The sequence below is a fragment of the Pigmentiphaga litoralis genome (assembly GCF_048632615.1).
Lineage (GTDB): Bacteria > Pseudomonadota > Gammaproteobacteria > Burkholderiales > Burkholderiaceae_B > Pigmentiphaga > Pigmentiphaga litoralis_B.
In genome coordinates this window covers 4,355,217-4,369,162 of sequence record NZ_CP184479.1, presented here as the reverse complement: position 1 = coordinate 4,369,162, position 13,946 = coordinate 4,355,217, and the positions used below count along the sequence as shown (strand labels likewise).

General features: G+C 64.5%; 14 protein-coding genes and 1 pseudogene. 5 read left to right on the top strand and 10 right to left on the bottom strand.

Features of this window, described 5'->3' with window-relative positions; translation table 11 throughout:
* Positions 1 to 57: 57 nt before the first annotated feature.
* Entirely contained in the window at positions 58 to 306 is a 249-nt protein-coding gene (locus ACNANG_RS20130; RefSeq protein ID WP_420227603.1) for a helix-turn-helix transcriptional regulator, read from the bottom strand.
* A gap of 192 nt (positions 307 to 498) precedes the next feature.
* Positions 499 to 1,013: pseudogene (locus ACNANG_RS20125) on the bottom strand (cupin domain-containing protein); the annotation flags it as partial.
* Positions 1,014 to 1,252: 239 nt separating this feature from the next.
* Here ACNANG_RS20125 and ACNANG_RS20120 point away from each other — a divergent pair.
* Both ACNANG_RS20120 and ACNANG_RS20115 read left to right on the top strand, forming a co-directional pair.
* Positions 1,253 to 2,233 (top strand): Bug family tripartite tricarboxylate transporter substrate binding protein, encoded by a 981-nt coding sequence (locus ACNANG_RS20120; RefSeq protein WP_420224496.1) that lies wholly within the window; start codon positions 1,253 to 1,255, stop codon positions 2,231 to 2,233.
* Between the two features lie 5 nt (positions 2,234 to 2,238).
* Complete coding sequence (locus ACNANG_RS20115; RefSeq protein WP_420224495.1) at positions 2,239 to 3,855, top strand: sulfatase; 1,617 nt, start codon at positions 2,239 to 2,241, stop codon at positions 3,853 to 3,855.
* Positions 3,856 to 4,003: 148 nt separating this feature from the next.
* On the opposite strand, the gene ACNANG_RS20110 is transcribed toward ACNANG_RS20115, so the two are convergent.
* From ACNANG_RS20110 to sugE, 8 genes are all read right to left on the bottom strand, one after another.
* Entirely contained in the window at positions 4,004 to 4,780 is a 777-nt protein-coding gene (locus tag ACNANG_RS20110) for an SDR family oxidoreductase (RefSeq protein WP_420224494.1), read from the bottom strand.
* Positions 4,781 to 4,813: 33 nt separating this feature from the next.
* Positions 4,814 to 5,674, bottom strand: a complete 861-nt coding sequence (locus ACNANG_RS20105; protein WP_420224493.1) for an ABC transporter permease — start codon at positions 5,672 to 5,674, stop codon at positions 4,814 to 4,816.
* Positions 5,674 to 6,669, bottom strand: a complete 996-nt coding sequence (locus ACNANG_RS20100) for an ABC transporter substrate-binding protein (protein ID WP_420224492.1) — start codon at positions 6,667 to 6,669, stop codon at positions 5,674 to 5,676. Before ACNANG_RS20100 ends, ACNANG_RS20105 begins: the two co-directional genes overlap by 1 nt.
* A 70-nt stretch (positions 6,670 to 6,739) precedes the next feature.
* Positions 6,740 to 7,525, bottom strand: coding sequence for an ABC transporter ATP-binding protein (locus ACNANG_RS20095; protein ID WP_420224491.1), 786 nt, complete (start codon positions 7,523 to 7,525; stop codon positions 6,740 to 6,742).
* Between the two features lie 477 nt (positions 7,526 to 8,002).
* Positions 8,003 to 8,548, bottom strand: a complete 546-nt coding sequence (folE, locus tag ACNANG_RS20090) for a GTP cyclohydrolase I FolE (protein WP_420224490.1) — start codon at positions 8,546 to 8,548, stop codon at positions 8,003 to 8,005.
* Positions 8,549 to 8,596: 48 nt separating this feature from the next.
* On the bottom strand, positions 8,597 to 8,833 hold the full coding sequence (locus tag ACNANG_RS20085; protein WP_420227602.1) for a hypothetical protein: 237 nt from the start codon (positions 8,831 to 8,833) through the stop codon (positions 8,597 to 8,599).
* Between the two features lie 177 nt (positions 8,834 to 9,010).
* Entirely contained in the window at positions 9,011 to 9,913 is a 903-nt protein-coding gene (gene murI, locus ACNANG_RS20080) for a glutamate racemase (RefSeq protein ID WP_420224489.1), read from the bottom strand.
* A gap of 4 nt (positions 9,914 to 9,917) precedes the next feature.
* A complete protein-coding gene (sugE, locus tag ACNANG_RS20075; RefSeq protein WP_420224488.1) occupies positions 9,918 to 10,232 on the bottom strand; it encodes a quaternary ammonium compound efflux SMR transporter SugE in 315 nt (104 codons plus the stop codon).
* A gap of 686 nt (positions 10,233 to 10,918) precedes the next feature.
* On the opposite strand from sugE, the gene ACNANG_RS20070 reads away from it, so the two are divergent.
* From ACNANG_RS20070 to ACNANG_RS20060, 3 genes are all read left to right on the top strand, one after another.
* On the top strand, positions 10,919 to 12,256 hold the full coding sequence (locus ACNANG_RS20070; RefSeq protein WP_420224487.1) for a tannase/feruloyl esterase family alpha/beta hydrolase: 1,338 nt from the start codon (positions 10,919 to 10,921) through the stop codon (positions 12,254 to 12,256).
* A gap of 189 nt (positions 12,257 to 12,445) precedes the next feature.
* Positions 12,446 to 13,309 carry an amidohydrolase family protein gene (locus tag ACNANG_RS20065; RefSeq protein ID WP_420224486.1) on the top strand — a complete coding sequence of 288 codons (864 nt, stop codon included), beginning with the start codon at positions 12,446 to 12,448 and terminating at the stop codon, positions 13,307 to 13,309.
* Between the two features lie 114 nt (positions 13,310 to 13,423).
* The gene (locus tag ACNANG_RS20060; protein WP_420224485.1) at positions 13,424 to 13,924 is read left to right on the top strand and encodes a MarR family winged helix-turn-helix transcriptional regulator; all 501 of its coding nucleotides are present in this window, start codon (positions 13,424 to 13,426) and stop codon (positions 13,922 to 13,924) included.
* The last annotated feature ends 22 nt before the right edge of the window (positions 13,925 to 13,946 follow it).

Here is a 13,946-nt window from a genome sequence, read left to right as displayed (position 1 = left end):
ATCGAAGCGGGATCATACTTCGGCCGCCCGGCAAGCGCCTCGCTCGTGCGGCGGAGGCTACTCCCCTAACCGCTCCACCCCGCGGCTCTTCAGGTATTCGGTCGGCGTCATGCCACACCACCGCCGGAAGGCTCGTGCAAACACCTTGTCGGACCCGTAGCCGGCTTCTTCGGCCACGTCGCTTATGCGCAGATAGCCCAGCGCCAGGCGCTCGGCGGCGATCCCCATGCGGCGGCTGGCGAGGTAAGAAATGGGCGACTCCCCCACCAATTCGCGAAACCGCGCACTGAACCGCGACCGCGACATGAACACGGCTTCGGCCAGGGACTCGACGGTCCACGGCGCCCGCGGGTCGTTATGGATCAGCATCAGCGCCTTGGCGATCTTGGGATCGCTCAGCCCGCGGAACCAGTCGTGACCGCTACCCGAATGCGTCAGCAGATAGGCGCGCAGCATATGCACGAACAGCAGGTCGGCCATGCGCGCGGCCGTGATCTTCCAGCCGGGGCGGCAGGCCAGGCTTTCTTCCACGAACATTTCGGTCATCGGGCCCAGGCACGGCGCCACGGACATGTCGGCGGCGCGGATGCGGATCAATTTCGGCAGCATGCGCAGCACGGGGTTGCGCTGCGTTTCCCGAAAGAGCACGATCCCCGAAAACAGATCGGTGACGGCGCCACCGCCGCCCGACGCGAATACCAGGGGGTGTGCAGGCGGTCGGCCACACCGGTGTCGTGCAGCACCTGTGCCAGCTTGACAGGCGGAACGTCCACATCGGGTGACGACATCTGGATGTGCGGGCTGCCGTGAGGCAGCAGGACCAGATCGCCGGGATCGACGCGCACGGGCGGGTCGCCGTCGACCGCCAGCCACCAGGGTTCGCCTCGGCCGACGCGGAACATGGCGCCATCGACGCCGGCGGACGCCAGCGACCAGGGCGCCGACAGGGTGAAGCGGCCGGTCACGGCCCCTTCCACACGGCAGGCGGCCAGTACATCGCTCAGGACATCCATCGCAGGCCTCCTGCGCAAAGTCAAAGATTCTGACCGATTGTGGGCGTTGGAGTGCCTTTCGTCCAGCCGAAACGAGACGATCGATACCTCATTAAGGTGTTGCGGCGGTTGAGCCCCGGGAACGACCGGTGAACAATCGTCACGTGCGCCACGGCCTGCCGCCGTATCGCAGCACGACATCGTCACGGGCGCGCGCCTTTGCGCCCTTCCTTCGAACCGCCTGCCTCCGGAACTCCATCATGCGCCCTACCTTTTTCGTGCTGAACGCTCTGTGTGCCCTGGGCCTTGCGGCCGTCGCGCCGCTGGCGTCCGCCCAGGCATTTCCCAGCAAGCCCATCGTCATCATCGTCCCGAATCCACCCGGCGGCGGTCCGGATGTGCTGGCCCGTTCGCTGGGTGAAAAGCTCGCGACCCGCCTTGGCCAGCCCGTGGTCGTCGAAAACCGTCCGGGCGCCAGCGGCATGATCGGTGCTGCCGCCGTCGCGCGCGCCACCCCCGATGGCTACACGCTGATGCTGTCGCCCAATACGGTGTTCAGCGCGCCGCACGTGCTGCCCAAGGGTGCCGGCAGCCAGATCGACGTGCTGAAGGACCTTGCCCCGGTGATCCAGCCGACCAAGGGCGTCATGGTCATGGTGGCCAACCCGTCGCTGGGCGTCGAAAACGCCAAGGAACTGGTGGCGCTGGTCAAGAAGGAACCCGGCCTGGCCTATGCCAGCGCAGGCAACGGATCGCCCATGCATATCGCCGGCGAACTGTTCAAGAAGTCGGCAGGCGTGGACATGCTGCACGCCCCGTACAAGGGCATTGCCCCGGCGATTTCCGACGTGCTGGCCGGTCATGTGAAGGTGACCTATGGCGCGCTGGGCGCATTGGGACAGCACATCGAGTCGGGCCGTCTGGTCGCGCTGGGTACCGCCGAAACGCAGCGCAGCCCGCTGATGCCAAACCTGCCGACGCTGGCTGAGCAAGGCATTCCCAACGTGGCGGTCAACGCCTGGTATGGCGTGTTCGCGCCCAAGGACACGCCTGCCGCCGTGATCGACAGGCTCAATCAGGACATCAACGCCGTGCTCCAGCAGCCCGACATGATCTCGCGCCTGAAGACCACCTGGGAAGTGCCCGTGGGCGGCACGCCGCAAGACCTGGCCCGTGCCGCCAAGCAGGAATACGACACCACGGGCAAGGTGGTCAAAGAGTTCAACATTACCGCGGACTGACCATCATGAAGGCTGGCAAGCGCCCCAACGTCATCCTGTTCATTACCGACCAGCAGCGAGCCGATCATGTCGGTTTTGCCGGCAATACGGTGGTGCGCACCCCGCATCTGGACGCGCTTGCGGCCGACGGCGTGCGCGGTGACCAGTTCTACGTGGCCAGCACGACCTGCATGTCGAACCGCGCCACGTTGATGACGGGGCGCATGCCATCCTTGCACGGGGTCCTGCACAACGGCATTCCCCTGTCGCGGCAGCACACGACCTTCGTGGAGCTGCTGCGCGAGGCAGGCTATGCGACCGCCCTGTTCGGCAAGTCGCATCTGCAGAATTTCGGGTATGACAATCCGAACAAGCGCGGCTGGGAAAACCTGAACGGCGGCACGCCGCCACCGGATGCGCTGCGCGACGCGCACAAGGATCACCGTCGTGGCGCCGACTATGAAAACGAGTGGACCCCGTTGTGGAAGCAGTCGCCTGATCACCATGTCGAGACGCCCTTCTACGGTTTCGACCATGTGACCCTGTGCACATTGCATGCGGACCAGGTGCAGGGGGACTATGCCCGCTGGCTGGCCACGCGCCATCCGGACCCGGACAGCCTGCGCGGCCGCGCGAATGCCACGCCCGACGACCGCTATCGCGCGCCTCAGGCCTGGTGCACCAAGCTGCCCGTGGAGCTGTACCCGACCACGTTTGTGGCGGAACAGACGTCGGCCTGGATCGACGACCATGTATCCCGACCTGACGCGGCGCCCTTCTACATCCAGTGTTCGTTTCCGGATCCGCATCACCCGCTGACGCCGCCCGGCAAGTACTGGGACATGTACGACCCCGATGCAATGACGCTGCCTGCGTCCTTTCATCAGGCCGACCAGCCGGCCCTGCTGGCGGCCGTGCACCGGTACACGCAGGCGGGCGGCAATCGCGAGGCCTATGCGCCGTTCTCGGTGGACGAACGCGAATGCAAGGAAATGATCGCGCTGACCTACGGCATGATCAGCCTGGTCGACGATGCCATCGGTTCGGTCGTCAAGACGCTGGATCGGCTGGGCATTGCCGATGACACCGTCATCATTTTCACGTCGGATCATGGCGAAATGATGGGGGACCACGGCATCATGCTGAAGGGACCCCTGCACTACCGCAGCGTGGCCCAGGTGCCTTTCCTGTGGCGCGATCCGGTGCTGCCCGCGTCGCGCCGCGGGCAAGCCATGGCCGAGGTCGCCAGCACGCTGGACCTGGCGCAAACCATTCTGGCCCGTGTGGGCCTGGCGCCCTACAACGGCATCCAGGGCGTGAACCTGCTGCCCTGGCTGGCCGGCGATGCCAGCTCGGCGCCCGCGCGGGCTGGCGTGGTGGTCGAGAACGAACCCATGCAATTCCTGTTCGACCGCCCTGCCCGCTTCCGGGTACGGACGCTGTTCAATGGAACATGGCGGTTGACCCTGTCGGAAGACGAGGCCGCGTGCGAATGCTACGACCTGACGAATGACCCGCATGAGATGGTCAATCTGTGGGATGTGGCGCAAGCCCGCGCGCAGCGGGATGCCCTGATCGCGCAACTGGCGGTCGAGATGATCCGGCTGACAGAGACGTCGCCCCTGCCCACGGCGCAGGCGTAGGCGCGGGAACCTGTCCCGGCCGTTCAAGGATCCAGACATGCCAGGCGGAGGGCGTCCTGCCCAGCCATGCGCATTCAGTCCAATGAAAAAGCCCTGCCGGAATGGACCCGGCAGGGCTTCGATCACTGCATCGCCAGGCGATACGTAATCAGTTCATCACGAAGCCGCCATTGACCGGCAGCAGCTGACCGGTCACGAAACGCGACAGATCCGACAGCGCGAACACTACCGCGCCGCTCACGTCCGCGGGGACTTGCTCACGGCTCAGCGCGCGCTGGTCGTGATAGAGCTTGTGGCGATGTTCCGGCACGTATTCCGTGGCTTCGACCAGGGTCAGCCCCGGCGCGATGGCGTTCACGGTGATGTTGTCGGGACCGAATTCGCGCGCCAGCGACTTCGTCATCGCGGTGACGGCGCCCTTGCTTGCCACGTAGGCCAGCAGATTGGGCGCGCCCCACAGCGCCGTGTCGGACGCCAGATTGACCACGGCGCCCCGGCCAGATGCCTTGAGCGCGTCGTGGCAGGCGGTCGTCATCAGCCACGTGCCACGCACGTTCACGTTCATGACCAGGTCCCACACCTTCGGGTCCAGTTCGAAGGCCGTCTTGCCACCCGAATTGGTGATGGCGGCATTGTTGACGAGACCATCCAGGCCACCGAGCCAGGCCACCGATTGCTCGGCGCATTGCTTGATGGACGCCTGGTCGGCCAGGTCGACGGTCACGCCGAACACATCCAGGCCGTCGTCCTGCAGCCGCTGGACCGAGCTTGCAAGCAGGTCGGCCAGGATGTCGGCCATGACGACCTTGGCGCCGGCCTTGGCCAACGCCACGGCAAACTCGAAGCCGAGGCCGCGCGCGGCCCCCGTGACCAGGATGCGGCGACCCGCGAGAAGGTTATTGCTGACTGTCGAATTCACGTTCACTTCCAGAAAAACTGCGAGGGGTAAGAATGGGCGTCACACGGTAGACGTGGCGGCGCGCGGCATGTAGTGCAGCACGCGCTTTTCCGCCCACACGACGGCAGCATACGCCACGATGCCGATCAGCGTGAGCGCGGCGATCGCCACGAACACGGCCGACGTATTGCCCTGGCCTTCGCCATCGACCAGCAGATAGCCCAGGCCCATGTTGCCGCCCACCAGTTCGCCCACGGTGACACCGATCACTGCCAGCGTCGACGCGATCCGCAAGCCGGAAAACAGCGCTGGCATGGCCGACGGGAATTCCACCAGACGGAAGATCTGCACGCGTCCCGCATTGAGCGTGCGGACCAGGTTCACCAGATCGGGATCCACCGTGCGGACCGCGGACAGCACATTGATCATGACCGGGAAGAACACGATCAGCACGGCCACCAGGATCTTCGGGTAGATGGTGTAACCCAGCCACATGACGAACAGCGGTGCAAAGGCGACTTTCGGGGCGATCTGCAGCGCGAGGATGTACGGCGAGAAGATCGATTCAGTGGTGGGCGACAGGCCCAGCACCACGCCCACGGCCAAGCCCAGCAGGGCGCCCAGCAGGAAGCCGACGAACACCTCGAACGCGGTGATGCCGAAATGCATGAGCAGGTCGCTGCTGTTCCACATCAACACCGATTCCTGCACCACGCGCGAGAACTTGGGCAGGATGAATTCCGGCATGCCCATGGCAGCCGGACCCCATTCCCACGCGGCCAGGAAAACGACCAGAACGAGCAGGCTGCCCAGCACGGTCGGCAGTTTCTTTTGCCATGCGCCTGGACGGCGGGTGGACGGCGTACCGACAGCAGCGCCGCCCGCGACGGGCACCGCCGCGGTTTCGACTGAGACGGACATTAGCGCGCCACTCCGACGAACTGGTTGGTGTACAGGTCATTGATCGGCGTGGCCTTGGCGACCACGCCTTCCGACACGTAGAACTTCTGCACCGTGTCCAGACGGGCCGGATCCATCTGGCCCAGCGGCTTCTGGTTGGCGTACACATACTGGTTGTACAGGGCGAACACCTTTTCAATGTTCGCTTCCTTGCCCTTGTAGGCCGGCACGGCTTCGGTGTAAGTCAAGGCGGCGGCCTTCGGGTCCTGCATGATGTCCTGCATGCCGCGCAGGGTCGCGCGCACCAGGCGCTTGATCAGCTCGGGGTTCTTCTTGATGGTCTCGTCCGACGCCAGGATGGCCTGCGCCATGCTCTTGAAGTTGTCCGCCACGGGCAGCAATTCGACGTTGCCACCCGACGCTTCGTTGGCGTCCACCACCCAGTCCGGCACGCCGGCCATGGCCTCGGCCTTGCCGGCCGCGAACAGCTGCCACACGCCTGCGGGACCCGCGGCCTGGATGTTCAGGTCGTTCTTGTTCAGGTTGTACTTGCGCAGCGTTCCCAGCAGCGCGTAGTAGGTGGTGTCGGTGTAGGCCATGACCGTCATGGTCTTGCCTTTCAGGTCGGCGGCCGACTTGATCGGGCTGCCCTTCTTGACCGTCAGCAGCGTCAGCGAACCGGCGCCCAGCACGGCCACCGCTTTCACGGGTACGCCGTTGGCGCGCACGATGATCGGCGTGTCGCCGATGGCGCCGCCGATCACGGCATTGCCTGCTCCGATCTGCTTGGCCACGTCCACGCCTCCCTTGCCGGCCACGAAAGTGACTTTCAGGTTTTCATCGGCGTAATAGCCTTTCTTCTGCGCGATCATCCAGGGCGCGAAAGCAGGCGAATTCGGGGGAGCGGGCAGCAGATAGGTCACCTCTTCCGGCGCGGCGTGCGCGGACAACGGCGCGATGGCGGCCAGGGCGACGACGGCAAGGTTGAAGCTGAACGAAACGAAAGCGTTTTTCATAGGGGATTCCTGTTGAGACGGGCGTGTGCAGCGTGACGAGGAAATTCAGGAGCGATCGGGTGCGGTCGGTTCAGTGCAGTTCGGCGCTTTCCTTGCCGACCTTCAGCAATTCCATCAAGCGGCCTTGCAGCGGCCCGATCTCGGGCAGCTTGCGGCGTTCCAGCGGGTTGTCGCGGAAAGGCAGGTCGATCTTGATCTCTTCGATGATGGTGCCAGGCCGCTCGCTCATTACCAGCAGGCGGTCCGACAGCGCAATGGCTTCGACCAGGTCATGCGTAATGAACAGCGCGGTCTTCTGCTTTTCGAACAACATCTTGGCCAGATCCTGCTGCAACACCATTTTGGTCTGCGCATCCAGCGCCGAGAAAGGCTCATCCAGCAACAGCACCTGGGGATCCACCGCCAGGGTGCGGGCGAGTGCGGCGCGTTGACGCATGCCGCCCGACAGCTGATATGGATAATGGTGTTCGTAGCCTTTCAGATGGCACTTGGCCAGCAGCTCTTCGGCCACGGCATGGCGCTGGGCGGCCGGAGCGCCGTCGATTTCCATGCCCAGTTCCACGTTGGACCGGATGGTTCGCCACGGCATGAGCAGGTCTTTCTGCAGCATGAAGGCGACCTTGCGGACCGGCCGGGTGACAAGCTCGCCCCCGATGTAGACCTCGCCCTCGCTGGGCAGGTACAGACCCGCGCCCATGTTCAGCAAGGTACTTTTGCCACAGCCCGACGGGCCGATGATGGAGACCACTTCGCCGCGGCGAATGGACAGGTTGACGTTGGTGACCGCGGCACGCGGCTCCGAGGTCTGGCGGTCGATGAAACGTTTGCCGACCTTGCGGAATTCAATTTCGTTCATGAGGGGCTGGCCTGTGTGAAACGCCTGAAAGACAGTTGAATCGCGTTTTAAATACGAAACCCCATCTCATATACGGAACAAGGGTAAAAATATAGCGCCTCGATTTTGGAAGCGCGAGTGGGGTAAACCACTAGCTCATCTAAGCAAATGTCGGGCCAAGCGTGGCTTTACGTGGCTAGGGCTACCGCACGGGCGCGAGATGCACCGGCTTGGCGCGTCTTGGAAGGCGGAGATAGCACACATTTGGTGCATACCCCATGCCGGGAACGGGCAAGGGGCAGGGGCGGGAAAGGGAGCGAGGCGCGTGGCCGGGGCGTTGATGTGCCACCCGGAAGGAAAGCGCGCACCCGGCGCCTTGATGTGGCCAGCCGGAAGGAAGCGCGCGATGGCAAGGGGCCGCGGCGCTTGCGGCGGCACGCCTGCCGGACCTGCCTGCGCATCCCCCGGAACGGGCGACCGCAGGCAAGGCCGGCGCTATCAGCGGATCAGATGCAGCAGTTCGGCGCGGGTGGCCGGATTGTCACGGAACTCGCCCAGCATGACCGAGCTGACCATGGACGAATTCTGCTTTTCGACGCCGCGCATCATCATGCACATGTGCTGCGCTTCGATCACCACGGCTACGCCCATCGCGCCCGTGACCTGCTGGACCGCTTCGGCGATCTGGCGGCTCAGGTTTTCCTGGATCTGCAGGCGGCGGGCGAACATATCGACGATGCGCGCCACCTTGGACAGGCCCAGCACCTTGCCGTTGGGCAGGTAGGCGACGTGCGCCTTGCCGATGAATGGCAGCAGGTGATGCTCGCACAATGAGTACAGCTCGATGTTCTTGACCAGCACCATCTCGCTGGTGTCGGACGTGAACAGCGCGCCGTTCACGATCTCGTCCAGGTTTTGCGAGTATCCCTGGCAAAGATACTGCATGGCCTTGGCCGCCCGCTTGGGGGTGCCGTGCAGGCCTTCACGGGTCGGGTCTTCACCCAGGCCCTCGAGAATGGCGGTGTAATGCTGCTCCAATGACATAAGTCCTCCAGAGTGTCGTGTGCGTCCAGGGCGCCTGCCTGACGGCGATCAGCGTCCCAGCCCCTTTTCCAGCAGTTGCGCGACCAGTTCATTGACCGATACGCCGTCGGCCTGCGACTTGTCGCGGATTTCCTGTGCCAGCGTGGCGGGAATCTTGACCGGAAACGAGATCAGTCCCTGTTCCTGGTCGATCTTGCGCTGGGTACGGCGGTCAACCGCGGTGGCGGCGGCCGACGCGCCCGTGCCGAAGCGGTCAGGCAGGCTCGACTGCTTCATGGCGCCCATGATCTTCAGAGCCTTGTTCTTTTCGAGGTCAGTTTTTTCATCGCGGAATCCGGGTGTCAAGCGCGTGAGGATACTCTGATTCGATGGCCACGCGCGGCGACACGGATGAGCCCTCATGGCCATTTCCGTCCGCGTGGACACTCCGTCGCCCAGCCTTCTTTTGCCTGCGCGTGTCCATCAACAACAGCTGTCAGGCAGGCGTGCCACCGGGGCCAGGCCGGGCATCAGGCGGTCCACCCGCAACTGGACGATCGCAGGATCGCCGCTGGTCAACATCTCGACGCGGCCGTGCGAGGGTGCCGCGTCACGCAAGGGCGCCCCGCCTGCCGCAGCCTGGCCCCCTGCGGCCGGCTCCCGCGCCAACAATTGCCGCCGCAGCTCCAGCGCAAACGGCAACCCGGTTTCCAGCACCGGGAAGTCCGGCCCGACCCGCTCGCGTACGACATCGACCAGAAACGGAAAGTGCGTGCAGCCCAGGACCAGCACGTCGGCGCCTTGCGCCAGCAGTTCATCGACCGGCTCGAACACGATGCGCCGGGCATCTTCCCGCGACGCGCCCTGCTCGACCAGATCGACCCAGCCCGGACAGGCCTTGAGCAGCACCTGCCTGCCGGGCGCTTCACGACGGACCAATTGCTGGAACTTGGCGCTGAGCAGCGTGCCCGTGGTCGCCAGCACGCCGATGACCCCGGACCGCGTCAGCCGGGCCGCAGGCTTGACCGCGGGCTCGATGCCAATAATGGGCAGATCGGCGTGCTTGTCGCGCAGGACAGCCGCCGCCGCGGCCGTTGCCGTATTGCACGGGATCGCGATGGCCTTCACCCCGCGCGACACAAAATAGTCGCTGATCCGCCATGCCCGCTCCACGACGTAGAACGGCGACTTCTCGCCGTAAGGCAGGTGGCCGGCGTCGGCAATGTAAATCAGGTCATCCGCCGGCAGCAGTTCGCGGATGGCGGGCAGCACGCTGAGCCCGCCCACCCCGGAGTCATACACCCCGATCGGCGCGCGTGCCGGGGTAGCGTCGTGCGCCGGCATTGTGAAGCCGCCCGTCCGGGTCGCGTCGATGGCGTCATCCATACCGTCAGCTCGCCAGCTTCAGGCCGATGATGCCGGCCACGATCAGCGCGACGCTGATCAGCCGGCCCGGGGTTGCCGGTTCGGCGAACAGCACCATGCCAAGAATGACGGTGCCCACGGCACCCACCCCCACCCACACGGCGTACGACGTGCCGACCGGCAAGGTCCGCATCGCCACGCCCAGCAGTCCCACGCTTGCCGCCATGGCCGCAAGCGTGCCGACGCTTGGCCACAGCCGCGTAAAGCCTTCGGTGTACTTCAGGCCGATGGCCCATACGATCTCGAGCAGTCCCGCCAGCACGAGGATGATCCACGCCATGCCATTCCTTTGAACATTGCCTGCACCGCAAGCGCGGCAGGCCGGGCACCGCATGCAAAAGCCGCGGCCCGCGCCGATTTTACCCAAGCACGACGCAGGCTGCCCGCAGCGCCTGAGACGTGGGCCATGGCATACCCCTTGCTTTTCAAGCCTGCCGTTCATGTAGCGGCCACTTCACGAGTTGTTCAGAGGCCACTTAACGCCCCAGCACGGCCCGTCGCGTCCAGACACGCATCGCTTTGGCGCAGGGTCGGCACTGGCATGGCGCACTCCCATGGCTTTTTCGTTCTATCAACCTGCGCAAGGATGGAAATGAAACACGCTCTGCACGAAGTTGTTCGGTCCGCGGTTGGCGTCGGACTGGGTGTCGGCATGGTCGTCACGCTGTCGGCATGTTCCGGCGACGATGATGATCCGCCCACGCCGTCACCCACCTTTTCTCAATCCTGCTCGGCCTTGGTCGGGCGCGCCGTGCCGGGTGGTTCGGTCAGCACCGCCGAATTCGTGGCGGCCACCGCCGGCACGGTCACGGCGTCGTCCTTTCCCGATCATTGCCTGGCGCGCGGCGCCATGAATGCGCGAACGGGCATCGACGGCAAGCCTTATGCACTGGGCTTTGAATTGCGCTTGCCCGTGACCTGGAACAGCCGTTTCTATTACCAGGGGGCAGCGGCGTGGATGGCACCTTGTTCGTTGCAACCGGCGCCTACCCGGCTGGCGGCAACACGCGCAACGCGCTGCTGGACGGCTATGCCGTCGTCACCACGGACTCGGGTCATCGTGCCGAAACGGGCGTCGCCAACGGGTCTTACCTGTTTGCCGTGGACCCGCAAGCGCGCCTCGAATACGGTGACCAGCAGGTGCCACACGTGACCGCGGCAGCCAAGCAGTTGATCAACGATTTCTATGGCAAGGCGCCCGACAAGTCCTACTTCGTGGGCTGCTCGAACGGCGGCCGCCAGGCCATGATCGCCGCGCAACGCTATCCCACGCTATTCGATGGCATTGTCGCGGCCGCGCCGGGTTTCCGCCTGACGCAAGCCGCCGTGCAAGGCTCGGTCTACCAGACGCAACTGCTGGCCACCATTGCGCCCACCGGCGCCGATGGACGCCCTGACATCAGCCAGTCCCTGACCGATACCGATCTCAAGAGCATCAGCAACCGCATCCTGCAAAGCTGCGATGCGCTGGACGGCGCAAGCGACGGCATCGTCAGCAAGCTGAGCGCATGCCAGCCCGACCCGGCAGCGTGGGCATGCACGCCGGGCCAGAGCACGGACTGCCTGACTCCCGCCAAGGCGGCTGTCGTCAAGCAGATCTTTGCTGGCGCCAGGACGTCCACTGGCGCGCAAATCTATGAACGGTGGTCTTTCGATCCGGGCATTGCCGATGCCGGCGCCTGGCGCACCTGGTTCCTGGGCAGCCGGTCGCCCAACAATGCGCTGCTCAGCATCTTTGCGGGCGAGCTGTCGCACATCTACACGTCGCCGCCCACCATCACACCGGACCTGTACGGCTATTCATTGACGGCCAACGTCGACGCCGAATACGCCAAGACGCGCGCCACCACGCCCATCTACACCGTGTCGGCCGAGTCGTTCACCAATGCCGAATCGCCCAACCTCGACGCCTTCAAGGCACGCGGCGGCAAGCTGCTGATGTTCAACGGCACGGCCGACCCGGCGTTTTCGTTTCCGGACATCGAAGCCTATTACCGCAAGGTCCAGGCACGGTACGGCAGCGACAACGCAGCGGAAACCGCAAGGCTGTTTGCAGTCCCGGGCATGGCGCATTGCAGTGGCGGCAGTTATGGCACTGACCAGTTCGACGCGTTCGGCGCTCTGGTGAAGTGGGTCGAGCAAGGGGCCGCGCCCGACACCATGGTCGCCACCGCCCGCGCCGCGGCAGGTGCGCCGTGGCCTGGCCGCACCCGTCCGCTGTGCAGCTATCCAAAGGAAGCCATTTACAAAGGCACCGGCAGTATCGAGAGCGCTGCGAGCTTCGAATGCCGTGCGCCGGGTTGACGGGACGACCGGTTGTGACGGCGTGACATAGGTAGTCCTCCGGGCGGCGCGTTGGGGTTTGTCTCGATGCGACCGCCCTTCCCGATTCGTATAGTTATAAAACATATTTATTATTTTTCATAACTATCCGGCAGGGCTGTCATCGGCCACGCGGCAAGCGGCTGCCGGACGCGGCCCAAGGACGTCCCCATGGATATTTCCAAGTTGATTGCCATCGACATGCACGTGCATGCCGAAGTCTCGTGCCGCTGCGCGCCCGACCTGTTCGGAAAGGAATTCGACGACGCCGCCGAAAAGTACTTCAAATTCGTGCACCGGCCCACGATTCCGGAAACCATCGCCCGGTATCGCGAAGCCCGGGTCGGTCTGGTCATGTTCACCGTCGATGCGGAATCGAATATGGGCCGGCGGCGCATTCCGAACGAAGAAATCGCCGAGGCCGCACTGGAGAACCAGGACATGATGCGGGCGTTTGCCAGCATCGATCCGCACAAGGGCAAGATGGGCGCCCGCGAAGCGCGGCGGCTGATCGATGACTACAAGGTCGCGGGCTTCAAGTTCCACCCCACCGTGCAGGGCTTTTTCCCGAACGACGATATGGCCTATCCGCTGTATGAGGTGATTGCCGAGGCCGGCCTTCCCGCCATTTTCCACAGTGGCCATTCGGGCATTGGCACGGGCATGCGTGGCGGCGGCGGACTCAAGCTCAAATATTCGAACCCGATCCATCTTGATGACGTCGCGGCCGATTTTCCCGACATGAAGATCATCATCGCGCACCCGTCGTGGCCCTGGCAGGACGAGGCGCTATCGGTCTGTCTTCACAAACCGAACGTGTGGATCGATCTGTCGGGTTGGTCGCCCAAATATTTTCCGAAAGAACTGATCCACCAAGCCAATACCCAGCTCAAGCACCGGATGCTGTTCGGGTCCGACTTCCCGCTCATCACGCCCGAGCGCTGGATGAGCGACTTCGAAGCCGCCGGTTTTCGGCCCGAGGTTCATCCCCTGATCCTGAAAGACAACGCTTCGGCGCTGCTGGGCTTTGCCTGAGATAGTGCCGGCAACGCTCGCAAGTGCACCTGCTTCGCGGCAGATCAACAGAGCAAATAGGGTAGGATGACCGGGCCGGTAACTATACGCACCATCCACTACGTACCCCCTCCTTTGACTTCTGCGCCCGCCCACGACACCCCGCGCGATCTTGCGCGCGATCCCCTTCGCGATGGCTCTGCCAGCGACGCGTTGAACGAAGACTTCCTTCTTGGACTGGTGGGCCACAGCGCTCGTCTGGCGTCGTCCAGCATCCGGCCCCTGTTTGCCGAGCGGATGGCGCAATACGATCTGCGGCAGGCCGAGTTCGCGGTGCTGTCCTTGCTGCAGGCCAATCCTGGCATCAGCCAGCGCCGCCTGGCCGACGCCATCAACGTCTCGCCGCCGAACATGGCGGCGGTGCTGGGCAGATTGGTGGAACGGGGATTGGTGCAACGGCAGCGCGATGCCGCCGATCAGCGCACCCAGGTGCTGGCGCTGACCAAGGCCGGCGCGCTGTTGTACCGTCGGGCCGCCGTCACCGTTGCGGCGCTGGAGCGCGAGGCCACGGCGGTGCTGAGCGACAAGGAACTGGCGGAACTGCTCAGATTGCTGCGCAAGCTGTCCAGAAGATAGCCGGACCCTTGCCGACACAGCG